19 protein-coding genes are annotated in these 19745 nt (G+C 40.2%); 8 read left to right on the top strand and 11 right to left on the bottom strand.

Annotation, left to right across the window (positions count from 1 at the left end; all coding sequences use genetic code 11):
• The first annotated feature begins 190 nt into the window (after window positions 1-190).
• The 8 genes from HT703_RS11660 (at window position 191) to tpx (ending at window position 6105) form a co-directional block, all read left to right on the top strand.
• Window positions 191-544 carry a hypothetical protein gene (locus HT703_RS11660; RefSeq protein ID WP_240150155.1) on the top strand — a complete coding sequence of 118 codons (354 nt, stop codon included), beginning with the start codon at window positions 191-193 and terminating at the stop codon, window positions 542-544.
• Window positions 493-1305 carry a ThiF family adenylyltransferase gene (locus tag HT703_RS11655; RefSeq protein ID WP_338151876.1) on the top strand — a complete coding sequence of 271 codons (813 nt, stop codon included), beginning with the start codon at window positions 493-495 and terminating at the stop codon, window positions 1303-1305. The genes HT703_RS11660 and HT703_RS11655 overlap by 52 nt, the downstream gene beginning before the upstream one ends.
• Window positions 1298-2005: an MFS transporter gene (locus HT703_RS11975; protein ID WP_275689888.1), complete on the top strand. Its 708-nt coding sequence runs from the start codon at window positions 1298-1300 to the stop codon at window positions 2003-2005. The genes HT703_RS11655 and HT703_RS11975 overlap by 8 nt, the downstream gene beginning before the upstream one ends.
• The gene (locus HT703_RS11970) at window positions 1981-2490 is read left to right on the top strand and encodes an MFS transporter (RefSeq protein WP_345890287.1); all 510 of its coding nucleotides are present in this window, start codon (window positions 1981-1983) and stop codon (window positions 2488-2490) included. Before HT703_RS11975 ends, HT703_RS11970 begins: the two co-directional genes overlap by 25 nt.
• A 472-nt stretch (window positions 2491-2962) precedes the next feature.
• Window positions 2963-3685, top strand: coding sequence for a metal ABC transporter ATP-binding protein (locus tag HT703_RS04725; protein WP_172929952.1), 723 nt, complete (start codon window positions 2963-2965; stop codon window positions 3683-3685).
• Complete coding sequence (locus tag HT703_RS04720) at window positions 3682-4530, top strand: metal ABC transporter permease (RefSeq protein ID WP_000559776.1); 849 nt, start codon at window positions 3682-3684, stop codon at window positions 4528-4530. Before HT703_RS04725 ends, HT703_RS04720 begins: the two co-directional genes overlap by 4 nt.
• Window positions 4531-4561: 31 nt before the next feature.
• Entirely contained in the window at window positions 4562-5491 is a 930-nt protein-coding gene (gene psaA / locus HT703_RS04715) for a metal ABC transporter substrate-binding lipoprotein/adhesin PsaA (protein WP_138706433.1), read from the top strand.
• A gap of 122 nt (window positions 5492-5613) precedes the next feature.
• Complete coding sequence (tpx, locus tag HT703_RS04710; protein ID WP_061366224.1) at window positions 5614-6105, top strand: thiol peroxidase; 492 nt, start codon at window positions 5614-5616, stop codon at window positions 6103-6105.
• Window positions 6106-6284: 179 nt separating this feature from the next.
• Here the strand turns inward: tpx and HT703_RS04705 are convergent, their stop codons facing one another.
• From HT703_RS04705 to ftsA, 11 genes are all read right to left on the bottom strand, one after another.
• Window positions 6285-8993 carry an ABC transporter permease gene (locus HT703_RS04705; RefSeq protein ID WP_138706432.1) on the bottom strand — a complete coding sequence of 903 codons (2709 nt, stop codon included), beginning with the start codon at window positions 8991-8993 and terminating at the stop codon, window positions 6285-6287.
• Window position 8994: 1 nt separating this feature from the next.
• Window positions 8995-9696, bottom strand: a complete 702-nt coding sequence (locus HT703_RS04700; protein ID WP_054388026.1) for an ABC transporter ATP-binding protein — start codon at window positions 9694-9696, stop codon at window positions 8995-8997.
• Between the two features lie 118 nt (window positions 9697-9814).
• Complete coding sequence (locus HT703_RS04695) at window positions 9815-10507, bottom strand: phosphoglycerate mutase (RefSeq protein ID WP_054388025.1); 693 nt, start codon at window positions 10505-10507, stop codon at window positions 9815-9817.
• A 145-nt stretch (window positions 10508-10652) separates the two neighbouring features.
• Window positions 10653-13445, bottom strand: coding sequence for an isoleucine--tRNA ligase (gene ileS / locus HT703_RS04690; protein ID WP_054388024.1), 2793 nt, complete (start codon window positions 13443-13445; stop codon window positions 10653-10655).
• Window positions 13446-13697: 252 nt separating this feature from the next.
• Entirely contained in the window at window positions 13698-14579 is an 882-nt protein-coding gene (locus HT703_RS04685) for a DivIVA domain-containing protein (protein WP_001123177.1), read from the bottom strand.
• A gap of 8 nt (window positions 14580-14587) precedes the next feature.
• Entirely contained in the window at window positions 14588-15373 is a 786-nt protein-coding gene (locus HT703_RS04680) for an RNA-binding protein (protein WP_001032411.1), read from the bottom strand.
• Window positions 15370-15633: a YggT family protein gene (locus HT703_RS04675; RefSeq protein ID WP_000576513.1), complete on the bottom strand. Its 264-nt coding sequence runs from the start codon at window positions 15631-15633 to the stop codon at window positions 15370-15372. Before HT703_RS04675 ends, HT703_RS04680 begins: the two co-directional genes overlap by 4 nt.
• Window positions 15633-16172, bottom strand: a complete 540-nt coding sequence (locus HT703_RS04670; RefSeq protein WP_000053381.1) for a cell division protein SepF — start codon at window positions 16170-16172, stop codon at window positions 15633-15635. The genes HT703_RS04675 and HT703_RS04670 overlap by 1 nt, the downstream gene beginning before the upstream one ends.
• Window positions 16173-16181: 9 nt before the next feature.
• On the bottom strand, window positions 16182-16853 hold the full coding sequence (locus tag HT703_RS04665) for a YggS family pyridoxal phosphate-dependent enzyme (RefSeq protein ID WP_138706431.1): 672 nt from the start codon (window positions 16851-16853) through the stop codon (window positions 16182-16184).
• A 4-nt stretch (window positions 16854-16857) separates the two neighbouring features.
• Window positions 16858-18117, bottom strand: coding sequence for a cell division protein FtsZ (gene ftsZ / locus HT703_RS04660; protein ID WP_000144268.1), 1260 nt, complete (start codon window positions 18115-18117; stop codon window positions 16858-16860).
• Window positions 18118-18133: 16 nt separating this feature from the next.
• Window positions 18134-19507, bottom strand: a complete 1374-nt coding sequence (ftsA, locus tag HT703_RS04655) for a cell division protein FtsA (RefSeq protein WP_000090408.1) — start codon at window positions 19505-19507, stop codon at window positions 18134-18136.
• Between the last annotated feature and the right edge of the window lie 238 nt (window positions 19508-19745).

Below are 19745 nucleotides of genomic sequence, written 5' to 3'. Positions count from 1 at the left end.
CTATCTCATAGCTTTGCTACTTGAAATTTAAATATTAGGAGGTAGATTTTATGCTTAAGCAAAAACGTGTTCATTCTGTAAGTATTGCAGGAATCGCAGTGCAGTAAAGGATAGTAATACTTTCTTCACCGAGGCTGGTAACTAGACTTTCTCTAGTTACCTTTTCTTTTAATTGATATAAGGAGATATAATGGATCTACTAAAAGCTCGTCCAAAACTAAAAAAGGCTTACCCAGTAGTATATAAAGACGGATCGGTCTATATAGGTGGGGTTGGAGAAATTACAGAATATGAAGACCCTAGCGGAGCTATTGAATACATGCTCAAAAAAATGGATGGAATTAATACCGTCGAAAAAATCATAAGAGAAGTTTCAGAAACCTACAGTGAACTATCACCATCTGATGTAATGGAAGCTATTGATGAAATCAGTAAAGAACGATTTATCGAGGATTTAAATCTTACTGGTTCTAAAATATTATCCAAGTATGAATTAGAACGTTATCACAGAAACATCAACTTTTTTCATCTTACGCAACTTTAAGTGAAAATAAATATATTTCTCAAAAAAAATTAATTGATTCAAAAATTGGAATTATTGGATTAGGCGGATTAGGATCTCACATTATATATGACTTAGCTGGCTTAGGTATAGGAGAAATAAAAGCTGTTGAATTTGATGTCGTTGATATATCTAATTTAAATAGACAAATTTTATATAACTTTGATGATATAGGAAAGAGTAAAGCAAGTATAGCAAAACAACGCATCTATGAATTTAATCCTCAAATAAAATTTACTGTTGAGGAAAAGAAAATCAATTCATCTGAAGATGTTGTTGAATCATTCCGAGGATTCGACTGCTTAATACTAGTTGCGGATAGACCTAAAATCAAACTAGCAAGATGGGTAAATGAAGCTATAGTAAAGCTGAATATTCCTTTATTTTGTGCAGGTTTAGAAGCGCAACGAGCCCTGCAATATACTATTATCCCCAAAATATCTGGATGCATAGATTGTTGGAGAAATACTATCCAAAAAGAACACCCTATTTCTCACCTAATCCTTGAAGAAAGAACTCGTTTAAACTTAGTTGGTGACAATACTGCCATAGCTCCTCTAGTATCTGTAGCAACTGGTATCATTTGTTCAGAAGTTACAAAATATATCACTGGTATCGGTGAATTAACTACTGTAGGCCAATTAAAATCTATAGATATGAATACAATGACTACAAAAATAGCCGAGCATTGGCATATAGATCCCAATTGTATAACCTGTCGTGGAGGTAATATTATTGAATAGAAATTACAAAATATTGTGGCTAACATTTCTTGTATCCAACTTTGGTGATTGGCTAAGAAAATTAGCTCTACCTTTGCTAGTATTTGAGAAAACAGGATCTCCATTTCATATGGCTACTCTATACGGTATTTCATTTTTACCATGGATTTTATTTTCTCTAGTAGGAGGTATATTAGCAGATAAATTCAAAAAAGTATATATCATTTCAATATGTCATTTAATCTCATTAGTCATTCTAAGTTTGCTAATAATATCTTTTAAAAATGATAATATACTCTTACTCTTAATTTATATTTTAACCTTCCTGCTCTCCTCTACAGAGCCATTAGTCCACCCAGCATTTCAAAGCTTGTTACCACAGATTGTAACAGACAATCAGCTATCAAAAGCCAATTCAGGAATCCAACTTATTGACAATACATTAAATCTTATTGGTCCTATGATTAGTGGTTCTGTTCTATTACTTATTAATCCAGCTAAAGTTTTATGGGTCAATGCTCTTACCTTTTTAATTGCCAGCCTATTAATTCTCTGCATAAAAACTCCAGAAAATACACTAGTAAATATCTCTAAAAAAGAGAGTCTTTTTAAAACAATATCTATTGGTTTGCACTATGTAAAAAATGATAAAATCATCCTAAGTGGAGCTATTCTTTTTTTGGAACAAACTTTGGCATTCATATATTTCAGGCCAACTTAGTTTACTATATTACAGATGTTCTAGGCTATACCTCCTTTCACTATGGATTAATACTCTCAATAGCTGGTGTAGGAGCTATATTAGGTGCTATTCTTGCCCCTGAATTAATTAAAAAGTTTAGATATGGAAAAATCCTCTCCATCAGTACAATGCTAGCTGGTCTATCTACTATGTTGCTATCAATTAACACAAACTATATATATATGGGAGTATTTTTAGGTTTGAGTAATATGTTTGGCAATATCAATGCCATTACATATTTTACGTTACGACAAAAAGTTGTCAAAAAAGAAATGTTGGGACGTGTTGTTAGTATTACTAGAATGATCTCATTTGCTTCTATCCCCTTAGGAGCATACCTTGGAGGGATACTTGTTTCACATAACTTAACTATCATAAGTATTCTAATATTAGCAGGTACTATAAGATTTCTTGCAGGGGGATTTAGTTACTTTAGTCCATTAACCAAAAGTAAAAACTATTGATGTTTAAAGTGTGATATACTTATTCAAAATAATTCATCAAAGAATCGCTCATACTCAACAAAAATCAAAGGGTAAACTAAGGGGTTATCCATGGATAGATTAAAACACTTTTTGAAGTACAGATAGTAAATCTAATTAAAGAATCTTTAAAATCATAAAAACGCATAATATCAGGTGTATAAACCTTGAGATTATGCGTTTTATTAGACCTCCTACTAAATATATAGCAAAATAGAGTTAGTTGGAGCTGGAGTAGTACAATGCTGCTTCTAAGGCATTTTTATAATTTACTTTGAATTTCTAACAATGTTTTAAAAAACTCGGTGGACTATTCCAAATTCAATCCACTATATATTGATTCCCTTGTGTGATGTGTAAAGATTTTTTAATGACTTATTTTAATTTTTTCAAAAATTAACTTGACTTAATTTTTTTTTTAATGTATATTAAGAGACAGGAGGAATACAAGTTTATGATACGTATCGAAAACCTAAGTGTCTCCTATAAAGAAACGTTGGCACTTAAGGATATTTCACTGGTGCTCCAAGGACCAACGATTACCGGAATCATTGGTCCTAACGGTGCTGGGAAATCAACATTACTAAAAGGTATGCTGGGAATTATCCCACATCAAGGTCAAGCATTTCTCGATGACAAGGAAGTTAAAAAATCCTTACATCGAATTGCCTATGTCGAACAAAAAATTAATATCGACTACAACTTTCCTATCAAGGTCAAGGAATGTGTCTCATTAGGACTCTATCCATCGATCCCGCTCTTCCGAGCTTTAAAAGCCAAACATTGGAAAAAAGTGGAGGAAGCCCTTGAGATCATCGGACTAGCTGACTACGCTGAGCGTCAAATTAGCCAACTTTCTGGAGGTCAATTCCAACGAGTCTTGATTGCCAGATGTTTGGTGCAGGAAGCCGACTATATCCTCTTGGATGAACCCTTTGCTGGGATTGACTCTGTCAGCGAGGAAATCATCATGAATACGCTGAGAGATTTGAAAAAAGCTGGTAAAACGGTTCTCATCGTCCACCACGACCTCAGCAAGGTTCCCCACTACTTCGATCAAGTCTTACTTGTCAATCGAGAAGTGATTGCCTTTGGTCCAACCAAAGAAACCTTTACCGAAGCCAATCTCAAAGAAGCTTACGGTAATCGACTCTTTTTCAATGGAGGTGACCTATGATTGCAGAATTTATCGATGGATTGCAAAAATTCCATTTCTTACAAAATGCCTTGATAACAGCCATTGTCATCGGGGTCGTAGCTGGAGCTGTGGGATGTTTCATTATCCTACGTGGGATGTCACTCATGGGAGATGCCATTTCACATGCTGTCTTACCAGGTGTAGCCCTCTCCTTCATCTTGGGCCTTGACTTCTTTATCGGAGCCATTGTCTTTGGACTGCTAGCTGCCATCATCATTACCTACATCAAGGGAAACTCGATTATCAAAAGCGATACCGCCATCGGCATTACCTTTTCTTCTTTCTTAGCCCTCGGTATCATCTTGATTAGTGTCGCTAAAAGTTCAACTGACCTTTTCCATATCCTTTTTGGTAATATCCTGGCCGTCCAAGATACGGATATGTTTATTACCATGGGGGTAGGGGCAGCCATTCTCTTGTTGATCTGGATTTTCTTCAAGCAACTCTTGATAACTTCCTTTGATGAACTCTTGGCTAAAGCCATGGGAATGCCTGTCAATTTCTATCACTACCTTCTCATGGTACTCCTGACTCTCGTGTCTGTGACAGCCATGCAAAGTGTCGGAACTATCCTGATTGTAGCCATGCTGATTACCCCAGCTGCAACTGCTTATCTGTATGCTAATAGCCTGAAAAGTATGATTTTCCTTTCCTCAACCTTTGGAGCTACTGCTTCAGTTTTGGGACTCTTTATCGGTTATAGCTTTAACGTTGCGGCAGGTTCTAGTATCGTGCTCACAGCTGCTAGTTTCTTTCTCATTAGCTTCTTTATCGCTCCAAAACAACGATATTTGAAACTAAAAAATAAACATTTGTTAAAATAAAGGGCAAAGCCCTAATAAATTGGAGGATCTAATGAAAAAATTAGGTACATTACTCGTTCTCTTTCTTTCCGTTATTGCTCTTGTAGCATGTGCTAGCGGAAAAAAAGATGCAGCTTCTGGTCAAAAACTAAAAGTTGTTGCTACAAACTCAATCATCGCTGATATTACTAAAAATATTGCTGGTGACAAGATTGATCTTCACAGTATCGTTCCGATTGGGCAAGACCCACACGAATACGAACCACTTCCTGAAGATGTTAAGAAAACTTCTGAGGCAGACCTCATTTTCTATAACGGTATCAACCTTGAAACAGGTGGCAATGCTTGGTTTACAAAATTGGTAGAAAATGCTAAGAAAACTGAAAACAAAGACTACTTTGCAGTCAGTGAAGGGGTTGAAGTCATCTACCTTGAAGGAAAAAATGAAAAAGGTAAAGAAGACCCACACGCTTGGCTTAACCTTGAAAATGGGATTATCTTTGCTAAAAATATCGCCAAACAATTGAGCGCCAAAGACCCTAACAACAAAGAATTCTATGAAAAAAATCTCAAAGAATATACTGATAAGTTAGACAAACTTGATAAAGAAAGTAAGGATAAATTTAATAACATCCCTGCTGAAAAGAAACTCATTGTAACTAGCGAAGGAGCATTCAAATACTTCTCTAAAGCCTATGGTGTCCCAAGTGCTTACATCTGGGAAATCAATACTGAAGAAGAAGGAACACCTGAACAAATCAAGACCTTGGTTGAAAAACTTCGCCAAACAAAAGTTCCTTCACTCTTTGTAGAATCAAGTGTGGATGACCGTCCAATGAAGACTGTTTCACAAGACACAAACATCCCAATCTACGCACAAATCTTTACTGACTCTATCGCAGAAGAAGGTAAAGAAGGCGACAGCTACTACAACATGATGAAATACAACCTTGATAAAATTGCTGAAGGATTGGCAAAATAATCCTCTGAAAAACGTCATTCTCACATGAGCTGACGTTTTTTCTATGCACACATTTCCGGTCAAATCATTGGAAAATTCTGACCGTTTCAGCTACAATGGAAGAAAAAAGATTGGAGTATCCTATGGTAACTTTTCTCGGAAATCCTGTGAGCTTTACAGGTAAACAACTACAAGTCGGCGACAAGGCGCTTGATTTTTCACTCACTACAACAGACCTTTCTAAAAAATCTCTGGCTGATTTTGATGGAAAGAAAAAAGTCTTGAGTGTCGTACCTTCTATCGATACAGGCATCTGCTCAACTCAAACGCGTCGTTTTAATGAAGAACTGGCTGGACTGGATAATACGGTTGTCTTGACTGTTTCAATGGACCTCCCCTTTGCCCAAAAACGTTGGTGTGGTGCTGAGGGAATTGAAAATGCCATCATGCTCTCAGACTATTTCGACCATTCCTTTGGACGTGATTACGCCCTCTTAATCAATGAGTGGCACCTATTGGCACGCGCGGTCTTTGTCCTTGATACTGACAATACTATTCGCTACGTTGAATACGTGGACAATATCAATTCTGAGCCAAACTTCGAAGCCGCAATTGCAGCTGCTAAAGAACTATAGAAAAAATCCTCTGTCACAAAGAGTTTCCTGCTCTTTGAAACGGAGGATTTTTATTTACGAGTAAATATAAGTTCAATCAGATAAGAACAACTACCTTATACTCTTCGAAAATCTCTTCAAACCACGTCAGCTTTATCTGCAACCTCAAAGCGGTNNTGCTCTTTGATTTTCATTGAGTATTACTCTACAGATTTCAGGGCTTCAAGCATATCAACCTTTCTCAGATGATGATTGACAAAGAAACCAAGTACGGTCAAAATGGTGCTTACTGCTACCACTGGGATTACATAGACTTCCCAGCCTACCTGCGGATAAAAGAGAATAGTCGCAGGCGAAATCATTTGAATCAAAAATTGGTGTAAATAGAAACCAGATACCAAACCAAGTACGATTCCCACAAGAGACAAGACAATCGTCTCACGGTAAATGTAGAGGGTGACCTCATTATTATGAAAGCCGAGAACCTTGATTGTGGAGAGTTCTCGGATTCTCTCAGCCACGTTGATATTGGTCAGATTGTAAAGGATAACAATAGCCAACAGAACCGATACGATGACCAAGATGGTCATGGTCTGATTGAGTGAATTTGCTACCGAGTCAAAGATGCGAATGGCTGAAGCATTTTGAACGACGTTGGACACCGCAGATTGATTCATAAGTAAGCCTGCCTGCCTTTCGATACTAGGCGCACTAGAATCCTTTAGCGTAACCAGATAAGTGTTGGCTTGGGGTAGCTGTCCGTAAATTTGCTCATAGCTAGCCTGACTCATATAAATAAAATGACCAACGTAGTTCTCAGCAATGGCAGCGACCTTTAGCTCCTTACCTTCAATTTCTAAAGTCTGCCCAACCTTGACACCTGCCAGCTGGGAGAGTTTATCCGTGATAACGACCCCAGTTTTTAATGTCAGCTCCTGCTGATGATTTTGCAGATAAATAAAGGGAGTCAAATCTTCCTTATCAGTCATCATAAGGGTAATTGTTTGAAGACCTGCCTTACCTTTGAAATCCTTGTCTAGCGTCTTAGAATAAATTTTCTGGTAGTCTTGAATATCCTGCCCTTTCAACACTTCTTCTAACTCTGCCTTGTCCTGATTGGTCGCACTAGGATTTTCAGAGACAATCATCTGATACTGTTGGATTTGTTGAAACTGTCTAGACGGAACTCCTGCTACAGAGGATTGGATTCCCAAACCTGCAAAGAGCAGAGCTACAGAACCTGCCACACCAAAGATTGTCATCAACATCCGTTGCTTATAACGAAAGATATTGCGAGCTGTTACCTTATGGGTAAAACTGAGACGACGCCAAATAAAACCGATGCGCTCCAGTAAGATTTTAGCTCCTTTGACAGGAGGTTTAGGCAGTAAAAGCTGGGCTGCTTCATCATGAAGTTCCCTACGAGCTACCAAGTAGGCTGGTAGAACACTAGCCAACCAGCTCAAGACAAGAGCCAGTAAGCTATAGGTCCAATAGAACTGAATCTGGGTTTCTCCCACCACCATTCCTTTTGTAATGACACTTGAAATCACACTGGCTAGTAAATAATGGCCAAGTATACTACCTAGAGCCGTTCCGACAGTCCCAGCTACTAGACCGTAGAGAAGAAACTTGGCGATAATATCCTTACTACGATAGCCCAAGGCCTTAAAAATCCCTGCATGAGTTCGCTCTTCATCCACAAAGCGAGTCATGGTCGTAAAGGTCACCATGGCTGCTACGGCATAAAGCACCACAGGAAAGATATTGCCCACTGCTCGAATACTGGATGAAGCATTGCTATACATGAGATAGCCCTGACCACCTGGCATGGTCTGACGATTATAGACCTGATACCTTGGCTCCACCAAATCATCCAAGACTTGCTGATGTTTTTCTAATTTTTCCTTTTCTTGGTCTAGATTTTGTTCAGCCTGCTTTAGCCTATCCTCTTCCTTGCTCAATTCCTGCTTGGCTTGGGTAAGTTGAGCACTGGCCTGCTCTCTCTGGGCTTGAGGAAGCAAGGCTAGTTGACTTTCTTGAGCCTGTATACGAGCTTGAGTAGCTGCTAAACGACGCTTGCCTTCCTGCAAATTAGTCTCAGCCTTGTCAAGGGTCTCTTGCCCCTTATCGAGAGACTCTTGCCCTTCTTTTTTCAACACTTGCAGACGTGCCTTGCCATTATCTGACAAAGCTTGTTCAAGCTCTTCCTGATGTTGCTTGGATTTCTCTTCATAAGCTGCTGAAAAAGCATTTAAACCTGCTAAATCTTGATATTTCAAACGAGCTATATTGTAGACTTTCTGATCAAACTGACTAGGTAAAATCACCCCATAGGCTGTCAGAGTCCCACTTCCACTTCCTGCGTAGCCCATATCTCGCTGGGAGAGGATTTCAGCTGAATCCACAAAACCAGTAATGGTATAAGTATGGTCTTTTAAAGAGGAATGACCCTCTTCTTTTTCTTTAAAACTAATCTCCTGGCCCACACTATATTGACTCTGCAGATGACTGGCCAAAGCGATTTCCTTGTCTGACTGAGGAAGTCGTCCTTCTCTTAGCTGAAAGGTTGAAATTCGCTCTGGTTTGGAATACAGCCGAATGGCATCCTGCCCATTATCCATAGCCACATCTGTCAAATAGCCAAACTCGACCTCTGCGCCCTCTATCTGTTCTAGTTCTTCTTGATCTGTTTGATCCAAACCATAATTAGACATAACTGCCAAATCCAAGGTTTGAGCAGTTGTTAAATAAGCATTAGCTGTCGCCTCCATGTTGGGGCTAGTCACTTTGAGGCCTACTAGGGCTAAAGAACCCAACATCATCAAGGTCAAGATGGATAAAAAACGTCCCTTGGAGCCTGTGAAGGACTGAATCAAGTCCTTCCAATAGGTTTTTCGCTTGATCATGCTAGTACTCCAAACTGTCGATATCCTGAGGATGCTGGTTGATCACCACATCCTTGACACTGGCATCGTGCATATGAATCACGCGATCAGCAATGGGCGCCAAAGCTCCATTGTGAGTCACGATAATCACCGTCGCCCCCTTTTGACGAGACATGTCTTGGAGAATCTTCAAGACTTGCTTGCCCGTCTGATAATCCAAGGCGCCTGTTGGTTCGTCACAAAGGAGAATTTTAGGATTTTTGGCTACCGCGCGTGCAATGGAGACTCGCTGTTGCTCCCCTCCAGACAGCTGAGCTGGGAAATTATTGAGACGATGAGCCAGACCTACATCTGTCAAGACCTGCTCAGGATCCAAAGCATCTGTCACGATTTCAGAAGCCAACTCCACATTTTCCTTAGCAGTCAAATTGGAAACTAGATTATAAAACTGAAAAACAAAACCAACATCATTTCTACGATAATTGGTCCTCTGGTGGGAACTATAGTCTGCAATATTAACACCATCTATCCAGATTTCCCCATCATCATTGGTATCCATTCCCCCAAGAAGGTTAAGAACCGTTGACTTGCCTGCACCAGATGCACCTAGAATAATAACCAATTCACCCTTTTCAATTTCAAAATTCACATCGCGATTGGCCACAATCTCCGTGTCCCCAACCTGATAACGCTTGTAACAGTGTTTCATCTCAATATAAGCCATCAGTGCCACCCTCTCTTAAACAAATTACTTCCTACTATCATTATATCGCTTTTTCAAGCCATTGGAAACTGGGAACAAAAACAAAAAGCCTAGAAATCAATTCTAGACTTACATTTTTTTATTTTCCAAGGTAGTATTCAGAAACTACGTTCAATTTTTCGTCGAATTCGAATACCAATGGTGGGAAGTTAGGGATTTCCACGTCCATGATCTCGTCATCTGACAAACCTTTGATGTGTTTTAAAAGGGCACGGATTGAGTTACCGTGAGCTCCTACGAATACGTTTTTACCATCTTTAAGAGCTGGAGCGATTTTATCTTCCCAGAATGGAAGGGCACGTTCCAAAGTCACTTTCAAGTTTTCAGCATCTGGAATAACTGAATCGTCAAGTGAAGCGTAACGACGATCAGTGTGAGCTGAATGCTCATCATCACGGTCCATGTTTGGAGGCAATACATCGTATGAACGACGCCAGATGTGAACTTGCTCATCACCAAATTGCTCAGCAGCTTCAGCTTTGTTTTTACCAGTCAAACCACCGTAGTGACGTTCGTTCAGGCGCCATGATTTTTCAACTGGAACCCACAATTGGTCAGAAGCTTCAAGAGCCAAGTTCGTTGTTTTGATAGCACGTTTCAATACTGAAGTGTAAGCTTGGTCAAATTCGATACCAGCTTCTTTGATCAATTTACCAGCGTCAATCGCTTGTTGTGTACCTTTTTCAGACAAATCAACATCAGCCCAACCAGTGAAAAGGTTAGCTTTGTTCCATTCAGACTCACCGTGGCGAGCAAAAACCAATTTTACCATTAGATGGATTCTCCTTCAAATTTTCCGAGGTTTCCCCTCGTTTATCTATTCTATTCTACACAATTTTTCACAAAAAAGCTAGTCAAAACCAAAAAGGAAAGGACTGTTTGGCAATCCTTTTCCTTCTTAGTATCAGACAACAACCTTACTTCTCTTCAAATCCTTCTGCGACTGCGTCCGCAAAGTTTTCTTCTACGATGCTTGCACAGTGGTCACAGATGACTGCCTGGTAGGTGCGTTCTGCTGTTGTTGGGTCGGTGCGACGGCAACGGTCACATACTTGGCCTGCAGCGCGTTCAACAGTGAAGGCGACATCTTCGAAGCTAAGGGCAGCTTCTGGAGCTGGTCCTTCTGCGATGGTCAACTCAGACACGATCAAAAGTTGTGCTACATTGCTGTTTACTGCTTCGAGTAGAGTTTTCACAACTTCATTTGGATAAACTGTCAAGTGTGCTTCAAGTGATTTACCGATAACTTTTGCATTACGAGCTTCTTCCAAGGCTTTTTGTGCTTGTCCACGAAAGTCCATGAAGGCTGCCCATGTATCCAAGATTTCTTCTTGGTTAGCAAATGTCTCTGCTTCTGGTAATTCTGACAATTGGACGAAGTCTTCGGCTTCAAACTCAAGGTATGACCAGATTTCTTCCGCAGTGTGAGGAAGGATTGGTGTCAAGAGTTTGGTGATTTTCACAAGAATGTCATAGAAGACAGTCTGCATTTGACGGCGTTCCAATGATTTGGCACCTTCGATGTAAACAACATCTTTAGCAAAATCAAGGTAGAAGGCTGATAAATCAACGTTGATAAAGTTCACCAAGGCCTTGTAGATTGTCAAGAATTCAAAGTTTGCATAAGCATCACGAATCGTTTTCACAAGCTGGTTAAAGCGAATCGTCATGTACTTATCAACTGAACGTAGTTCTTCATAAGCTACTGAATCTTGAGTTGGGTTAAAGTCAGATGTATTGGCAATCAAGAAACGAAGGGTGTTACGAATCTTACGGTAAGTTTCAGAGACTTGGCTCAAGATATCCATAGAAATACGCACGTCATTGCTTGAGTCAACACTTGTTACCCAGAGACGCAAGATTTCAGCACCAAATTGTTTTTCAACATCGCTTGGAGCAATGGTATTTCCAAGAGATTTAGACATCTTCTCACCTTTACCATCAAGGGCAAAACCTTGTGACAAGATTTGTTTGTAAGGTGCTACGCCATGGTTGGCAACAGATGTGATGAGTGAAGAGTTGAACCAACCACGGTATTGGTCAGAACCTTCTAGGTAAAGGTCTGCTGGGTAAGTCAACTCAGGACGGTTTACAACCACTCCATTCCATGATGAACCTGAGTCAAACCAAACGTCCATGATGTCAGTTTCTTTTTTGAACTCTCCGTTTGGTGAACCTGGATGAGTAAATCCTTCTGGCAAGAGGTCTTTGGCATCACGTTCCCACCAAATGCTTGAACCGTGTACTTCAAAGAGTTGAGCTACATGCTCAATCGTTTCAGCAGTCATGATCGCTGTACCATCTTCAGCGTAGAAAATTGGAAGTGGAACACCCCAAGCACGTTGACGAGAGATAACCCAGTCGCCACGGTCACGAATCATATTGTAAAGACGGACTTTACCCCATTCTGAGTGGAATTTCACTTTTTCAATTTCGTCCAGGATTTCTTGGCGGAATTTAGAAACTGAGGCAAACCATTGTGGTACTGCACGCCAGATGATTGGTTTCTTAGTACGCCAGTCAAATGGGTATGAGTGAGAGATTTCTTCTTGGGCAAGAAGGAGGCTGCCGAGTTTTTCAATAACAGTTGGTACAACCTTGTCGTAGAACTGGCCTTCAAACTCAGGACCAGCATTCCCCATCATGATACCGCGTTCATCAACAGTCACTGCGACTTCAAGACCATTAGCAATACCAACATTGTAGTCGTCCTCACCAAAACCAGGGGCTGTATGGACAATACCAGTACCAGAGTCAGTGGTAACGTGGTCACCAAGAATAACCAATTCATCTACAGCTGTATCCCATGGGTGTTCTGTTACGATGTGGTTGAGTTCTTGACCACGGTAAGTTGCCAACACTTGAACATCAGCCCAACCAAATTTCTCAGACAAGCTATTCAATAATTCTGCAGCAACGACAAACTTACGAGTTTCACCAGCAGGTTGAACTAAAACGTAATCAATATCTGCTCCAACCGTCAAACCACGAGAAGCTGTGATGGTGAATGGAGTAGTTGTCCAAACAACGATGTAAGTATCTGTATCTAGAACACCTTTGCCATCTTTTACCTTATTGGCATAGTAAAGGGAAGTTGAAACCAAATCATGGTATTCAATTTCCGCTTCGGCAAGGGCTGACTCAGATGACCATGACCAGTAAACTGGTTTTGCACCACGGTAGATATAGCCTTTATTAGCCATCTCACCAAATACACGGATTTGAGCTGCTTCATAATCAGGAGTCAAAGTCACATATGGATTTTCCCAGTCACCAGAAACACCCAAACGTTTAAAGTCTTCACGTTGTTTATCTACTTGAGAAAGAGCGTATTCACGGCAAAGTTTCAAGTACTCAACCAAGTCCATTTCTTTACGTTTGACACCTTGTTTTGCCAAAACTTGCTCGATTGGCAGACCATGAGTATCCCAACCTGGGATAAATGGTGCGTAAAAACCTGACATAGATTTTGAGCGAACAATGATATCTTTTGAAATCTTGTTCATAGCGTGTCCAACGTGGATATTTCCGTTCGCGTATGGAGGGCCATCATGCAAGGTGAAATGAGGTTTTCCTTGGTTCAATTCTTGACGACGTTGGTAAAGTTTTGCATCTTCCCATTCCTTTTGCCAAACTGGCTCTTTGGTCGGAAGGCCTGCACGCATTGGGAAAGCTGTTTTCCCAAGGTTAAGGGTATCTTTGAGTTTCATGGTATCTCCTTTATAAATAATAACAAATTAAAAACCACGACTGCCAAAAAGGACGAAAATCGCGGTACCACCTTTATTCGGAAAAAGATCTAGTCTTTCTCCCTCTTATCCCGTAACGTGGGGAACGTCAAATCCTACTAACTTCAGACTTGAGTTTTTGAGAGGATAATCTTATCAATAGGGATTACAGGACTCACACCATCTCCTGCTCGCTGGAAATATAAGGATAAGATATTGTTCTCAGAATATTTCTTATAAAATTGTAACGGATTCTTGCGGTGCTTCAAATCCTGGTGCTGAATCAAATGTTTCTGTAGCTGGTGTTGGAGCCGAAGGATGTACTGGAGCTACTTCTGGCTCTTCATACATTGGACCAACTGGATGAGCAGGTTCTTCTTCCATTTGAGGACCCACTACAGGAGTTGGAGCTTCCACTTCCTGTTTAGTCTGAGCTTCAAATTCAGCCAATTCTTTATTGGCTGCTTCAATACGAGCCTGTAACTCTGCCATTTCTGCTTGAGAGAACTGACGTGTCATATCAATTGGTTCTTCCTCAATTGGAGCTGGAATCGGTTCTCCAAGTACCTCGCTAACCACTTCTTTAAAGGCTTCATCACTGGTTTGAAGATAAGTAGCTGTTGGGCGAAGAATATCTTCCCAGTCTGAAGATTCAACAATAGCCAACTGACTCTCAATTGTAGATTTGAGACGTTGGTGGAAGACACGGCTCTTGTTCTTCAACTCTTCGGTTTCAACAGCAACTTTCTTAGCATTGTCTGTTGCTTGACGAAGAATCTCGTTTGCCTTATATTTAGCTTCTTCCAACAAGCGTTGCGCATCCTGCTCTGCTTGATGAATGATATTGTTTGAACGTTCATGTGCTGCTTGTTTCACTCGCTCAGCTGTGTCTTGGGCAATCAATACAGACTGGCTCAATGAATCTTTCATTTCGTCAAAGTAAGACAAACGCTCTTCTAAACTCTTAATACGCAAATCTTTATCATGATTCGCACGAACAAGATCTTCGTAATCACGAACCACAATATCTAAAAATTCATCGACTTCTTCTGGATCAAAGCCTCTGAATCGAGTTCCAAAGGTCTTGTCCTTTATTTCTAATGATGTAATTGGCATTCTATTCCTCACTTACTTAATAATAACTGGACGGTTATTTTTTTCTTCTCTTTTTTCGTTTGTCCCTTATCTTGAAGTAATCTCAAGCGACCAAATTTTCTCACACTAATCAAATCTCCAACTTGAACAGTGTAATCTGATTTGTCTACCACATGATAATTTACTTGGACAAGTTTCTTTTCAATCAACTGGTTTGCTTGATTCCTAGATAGTTTCAAAACATTTGATAAAAGAACATCTAATCGAAAACTAGACACAGATAAATCCAGTTCTCGATACTGTTCTAGCTTATCTATTTTCTCGGCGAAAGGACGTTCCTCCAGCGAAACAGGTATACGGCCAATTTTCTTTAATCCATCTTGAAAGAGAAGAAGAAACTGCTGATTAATCATAATCTGCGCCCGTTCTTCATCTACTAGGATATCTCCAAAAAGTTTCCGTTCAATCCCTAATTGATTGATGACTGTCCCTAAAATCTTAGCATGCGTTAAATGTTCAAATTTATTGGAATACACAATTTCCTGAAGAGATATTTCAAAATCTGAAAACTCTGGTTGGAAATAATCTGGGTATAATAAAACTCGAACATACTCACTCGAGACAAATTCCCCACTACTGCTACAAGCAAGACCATAGGTTTTGGCCAAAATCTTTAATAGTTTCTCCTGATGAGGATTGATAAAAGGAGTTAAAAAAGGAGCATAGCTATCTTCTACCTTCTTTATCCATTCCATTCCCTTGTCAAGAAAGGGACGATCTTCTATGGAGAAATGCTGATAAATCCCTTTATTCATCCTATCATCGCCAGAAAACGGACTAGGTTTTCTCCTAAAAATCGAACCAAAACAATCGCAACCCAAACAGATAAATCAAGGCCCGCTATCTGTAAAGGCAGGCGTTGCAAGGGAGCAAGTACTGGTTTTACCAACGCTACAATCCAACGACCCAAACTGGATTCGTAGGCGCCTGGAAACCAAGACATGACAGCAAAGGCTACCAAAATCAGGGAGTAAATATCCACTGCATTATAAATCATACGAATTAAAAAAATCATTATCGTACTCTATTTCGTCTCATATCAAAATCAAACTCACCCTGTTGATCTTCATCTGGCAAACGAATATCTTCTACATTCACAATAACATTCACTGGTGTCAACAGATACATGGTAGAAGCTACTTTTTTCAGACTTCCAGCTAGAACATGGCAAGCCCCATCCAGGTAATCCAAACAACGACGAGCCTGCACTTCAGTCATATATTGAAAATCAATCAAGATACTTTCGTTTCCTGCCAATAAATCAACAATTTCTGTTGCGTCTTCATATTTTCTAGGATAACGAACATCTATAATGACCTTATCAGTTGCACGCTGACTCTGATTTGCCAATTCCTGTTGTCTTGCATGAAGTCTGGTGATATTGTTCTCCTTTGTTCCAGCTGATTGTGGAGTTTGAGTGATTGGGAGAGCCGGTTCCTGTGAAGAATTTACTGGAGTAAACACAGGCTCATCTCTTTTTTCATAAGGGAGACTTGAATCCTCATCCTCCGTAAAATAATCTATAAATCTATCGAATCTATCTTTTAAAGACATGGTTCTCTCCTACTTAAAAAATGCTGTACCTATACGAACAAAGGTGGAACCGAATTGAATCGCTTCTTTATAATCACGACTCATTCCCATACTTAACTCGGTCATAGGCATATTTGGAATTTGTTTTTCTTGGATTTCTCTTTGTAAATCTTGGGTCGCCTTGAAAATTTCTTTCAACTGCTCACTTCTAGCCTCAAAAGGTGCCATCGTCATTAAACCAACATATTCAATCTTATCTAGTCTGGCTAACTCTGGCAAGATATCCAGCAGTTCCTCTCTCGAAAAACCGTGCTTGCTTTCTTCTTTAGAAATATTTACTTGAAGGAAACACTTGATGACTCGGTCACTTCTTTTTTGAATTTCCCCTGCTAGCTTTACTGAATCCAAGGCATGGAAATAATCAACGTATTGAATGACATCTTTCACCTTACGTCTTTGCAAGGTACCAATCAAATGCCAAGTCACATCTCGATCTTTTAGAGCTTCATATTTTTCCAGAAACTTATCGACACGATTTTCACCGATATGATGAACACCTAGCGGAAGCAAGGCTTCCGCTGTCGGTACATCTACATACTTGGTAACTGCAATGACAGAGACTGAACCACTCTCTCGATGAGCACTCAGACTAGCCTCTGCGACTTCTCGAAAAACAAGTTCTGTATTTTCTTTTACATTCATTTACTTAACGATTTTTGAAAAATGGAGGTGTATCCAATTCATCTTCATCTTGTGATGTTGGGGCTTCAAAGCGTTCAACTGGAGAAACGACTGAATCTGTTGTACGAACAATCGATTCACGGCGAAGATCCCAATCACCAAAAGCAGATGCCTGAGTTGGTTCCAAACGACGTGGATTTTGTTTTGGCAATTCAGCTGTTTCTGCCATATCAAAATGACGATCAAAGCCATGTGAATGAGCTGGTTTCACTGTCTCACGGTAGTTAGTAGTCGGTCTAGCTTGTGGAGCAACAGCCTTCTCTACGCGGTCTTGACGAACACCCGTTGCGACAACTGTTACACGAATTTCATCACGCATACTTTCATCAATTGAAGTACCGAGCCAGATGTTCACTCCTTGACCTGCTGCCTGGTTCACAATTTGTGAAGCCTCCTCAGCTTCAATCAAGGTTAAATCGAGACCACCAGTTACGTTGACAATCACATCTTCTGCTCCATCAATTGTTGTTTCAAGAAGTGGAGAGTAAATTGCCTTACGCGCCGCTTCTACCACACGTTCTTCTCCACTACCGATACCAATACCCATGAGAGCATTCCCTTTATTTGCCATAACTGTTTTCACATCGGCAAAGTCAAGGTTAATCAATCCTGGATTGGTAATCAAATCGGTAATCCCTTGAACACCTTGACGAAGTACGTTATCCGCTTCGCTAAGTGCTTCAAGAAGAGGAGTTTTCTTATCAACAATTTCAAGCAAGTTGTTGTTTGAAATAATCAATAGAGTGTCTACATGCTCACGAAGTTGGTTGATTCCTTCTACAGCAAATTGTCCACGTTTGCTTCCTTCAAAACCAAACGGACGTGTTACAACACCAACTGTAAGAGCACCTAAATCTTTAGCGATACGAGCAATAACAGGAGCAGCTCCAGTTCCAGAACCTCCTCCCATACCAGCAGTGATGAAGACCATATCTGCACCACTGATAGCTTCCGTCAGTGTTTCTTCGCTTTCTTCAGCAGCTTTACGACCAACCTCAGGTTGACCTCCTGCACCCAAACCACGAGTCAATTTAGGCCCCAACTGAATAACAGTCTCAGCTTTTGTACTACTCAATGCTTGTACATCTGTGTTTGCTGCGATAAATTCTACGCCTGTAACACCTTCGTCGACCATACGGTTGATGGCATTGCCACCACCTCCACCGACACCAATTACCTTAATCACTGCACCTTGAGCAGCAGCTGTATCAAATGAAAATGTCATAATTTATTTTTCCTCTTTATTCGTCAAACATGCTTCCGATCAAGCCACGGAAACGATCTGCTAATTTCGGCTTATTTTGTGAAGCTTGTTGGAAATCCGCCATTGGTTCTGTAGGAGCCACCGGCTCTACTTCTGGAGCAGGAGCTGGTTGAACAGGCGTTGATTGTACAAACTGAGCTGTTTTTTGCAGCATCCCACCAAAACTAATTGGCTGATGGCTTAAGTCATTCTCACCTTTTATCGCTCTCTGAGCCAAAAGATTCACTTCTGTTAATTGACCCGCAAATTCTGATAAACTAATCACATGCGCAAAGGCTGGATTACGGATACCAACTTGATTTGGAACATAAAGCTTGACACGGACGCCAAAGACTTCCTGAGCAAGTTCAACCATACCTGGTAAAATGGCATTCCCACCGATTAAGACAATACCACCAGGGAGCTCCAATAGACGTCTTCTATCTAATTCTTGCTTGATTTGCTCAAGGATGTGCTTAATTCGTGCAGAAATAATTTCTGACAAGTAGGCTTCCGTCACTTCAACTGCTTCTACTTCTCCAATAACTTCTACTTGGAAGGTTTCTTTGCTTGCAAGAGGCGGATAGGCTTCCCCGTAATTCAGTTTCAAGCCTTCCGCTAATTTGCGAGAGGTTTTCAAAACCTTGGAGATATCTTTAGTTACATAATCTCCACCTTCTTGGAGAATATGTGTGAACTGAAGTTCTTGGTTACGGATTGTAGCGACAGTCGTTTGACCTGCTCCCATATCAATCACTGTAGCACCAAATTCACGTTCACCTTCGTTCAAAACTGATTGAACCATTGCTAGTGGTGAAATAATAACATTTTCAACCTGTAGTCCGACACGTTCTACTGTCTTACGTAGGTTATGTAAAATAGTGCGAGGACCTGTATAAAGCAAACCACGCATTTCAAGACGAACCCCCATCATGCCACGTGGGTCACGAATCCCTTGGAAACCATCCACAATAAATTCTTCAGGAATAAAGGTAATGACTTCACGGTCAGGTGTCATACTCTTTGTCAAAGCTGATTTGACAACATTTTCAACATCTTGATCCGTAATTTCCTTGGTATCAGATGTTACTGGAATCATCCCTTGAGTTGGTTCTACCTGCAAAAGATTACCAGGCAAGCCGACATTCACTGATTTAATCGAAATGCCTGACTTTTCTTCTGCTTGGGAAATGGCTGACTTGATAGCAGTTGCTGCTGCATCAATATCAACAATAATTCCATCCTTTACACCTTTACTTTTGGCATTACTCACGCCAATTACATTTAATTCACCATTTCTCTGCTCGGCTACAAGCACCTTGACAGAGCTTGTTCCAATATCTAGACCTGTAAAAAAGCCTTCTCTAGCCATTACATCGCATCCTCTCTATCTTCCAAGTTTCGCACTTCGTATTATTCCATAGCTAAACTTAGGCATAGCTATTCACAGAATATTATAACACAAAAAATTTAATCATGCTTGCTTTTTTCCTAAATTTCCCAGCCAATTTTTGAGTTTCTATGTTCAGAAATTCTTATTTTATAAGCTGCTTGTAAAAACTCTCTAAGACAAAAAAAGAAAGCTCTGTGTTCAATGTCATTAAGTTAAG

Source organism: Streptococcus sp. 3874, from assembly GCF_013276425.1.
In the GTDB taxonomy this organism is placed as follows: domain Bacteria; phylum Bacillota; class Bacilli; order Lactobacillales; family Streptococcaceae; genus Streptococcus; species Streptococcus pseudopneumoniae.
The sequence above is the reverse complement of the archived record's forward strand: the minus strand, read 5'-3'. Positions and strand labels throughout refer to the sequence as shown.

Coding starts and splice junctions, on each gene's coding strand:
- HT703_RS04695 (WP_054388025.1), bottom strand. CDS start 10,507: ATGGTAAAATTGGTTTTTGCTCGCCACGGTGAGTCTGAATGGAACAAA.
- HT703_RS04725 (WP_172929952.1), top strand. CDS start 2,963: ATGATACGTATCGAAAACCTAAGTGTCTCCTATAAAGAAACGTTGGCA.
- HT703_RS11660 (WP_240150155.1), top strand. CDS start 191: ATGGATCTACTAAAAGCTCGTCCAAAACTAAAAAAGGCTTACCCAGTA.
- HT703_RS04670 (WP_000053381.1), bottom strand. CDS start 16,172: ATGTCTTTAAAAGATAGATTCGATAGATTTATAGATTATTTTACGGAG.
- psaA (WP_138706433.1), top strand. CDS start 4,562: ATGAAAAAATTAGGTACATTACTCGTTCTCTTTCTTTCCGTTATTGCT.
- HT703_RS04720 (WP_000559776.1), top strand. CDS start 3,682: ATGATTGCAGAATTTATCGATGGATTGCAAAAATTCCATTTCTTACAA.
- HT703_RS04705 (WP_138706432.1), bottom strand. CDS start 8,993: ATGATCAAGCGAAAAACCTATTGGAAGGACTTGATTCAGTCCTTCACA.
- tpx (WP_061366224.1), top strand. CDS start 5,614: ATGGTAACTTTTCTCGGAAATCCTGTGAGCTTTACAGGTAAACAACTA.
- HT703_RS04665 (WP_138706431.1), bottom strand. CDS start 16,853: ATGAATGTAAAAGAAAATACAGAACTTGTTTTTCGAGAAGTCGCAGAG.
- ftsA (WP_000090408.1), bottom strand. CDS start 19,507: ATGGCTAGAGAAGGCTTTTTTACAGGTCTAGATATTGGAACAAGCTCT.
- ileS (WP_054388024.1), bottom strand. CDS start 13,445: ATGAAACTCAAAGATACCCTTAACCTTGGGAAAACAGCTTTCCCAATG.
- ftsZ (WP_000144268.1), bottom strand. CDS start 18,117: ATGACATTTTCATTTGATACAGCTGCTGCTCAAGGTGCAGTGATTAAG.
- HT703_RS04685 (WP_001123177.1), bottom strand. CDS start 14,579: ATGCCAATTACATCATTAGAAATAAAGGACAAGACCTTTGGAACTCGA.
- HT703_RS04680 (WP_001032411.1), bottom strand. CDS start 15,373: ATGAATAAAGGGATTTATCAGCATTTCTCCATAGAAGATCGTCCCTTT.
- HT703_RS04675 (WP_000576513.1), bottom strand. CDS start 15,633: ATGATTTTTTTAATTCGTATGATTTATAATGCAGTGGATATTTACTCC.
- HT703_RS04700 (WP_054388026.1), bottom strand. CDS start 9,696: ATGGCTTATATTGAGATGAAACACTGTTACAAGCGTTATCAGGTTGGG.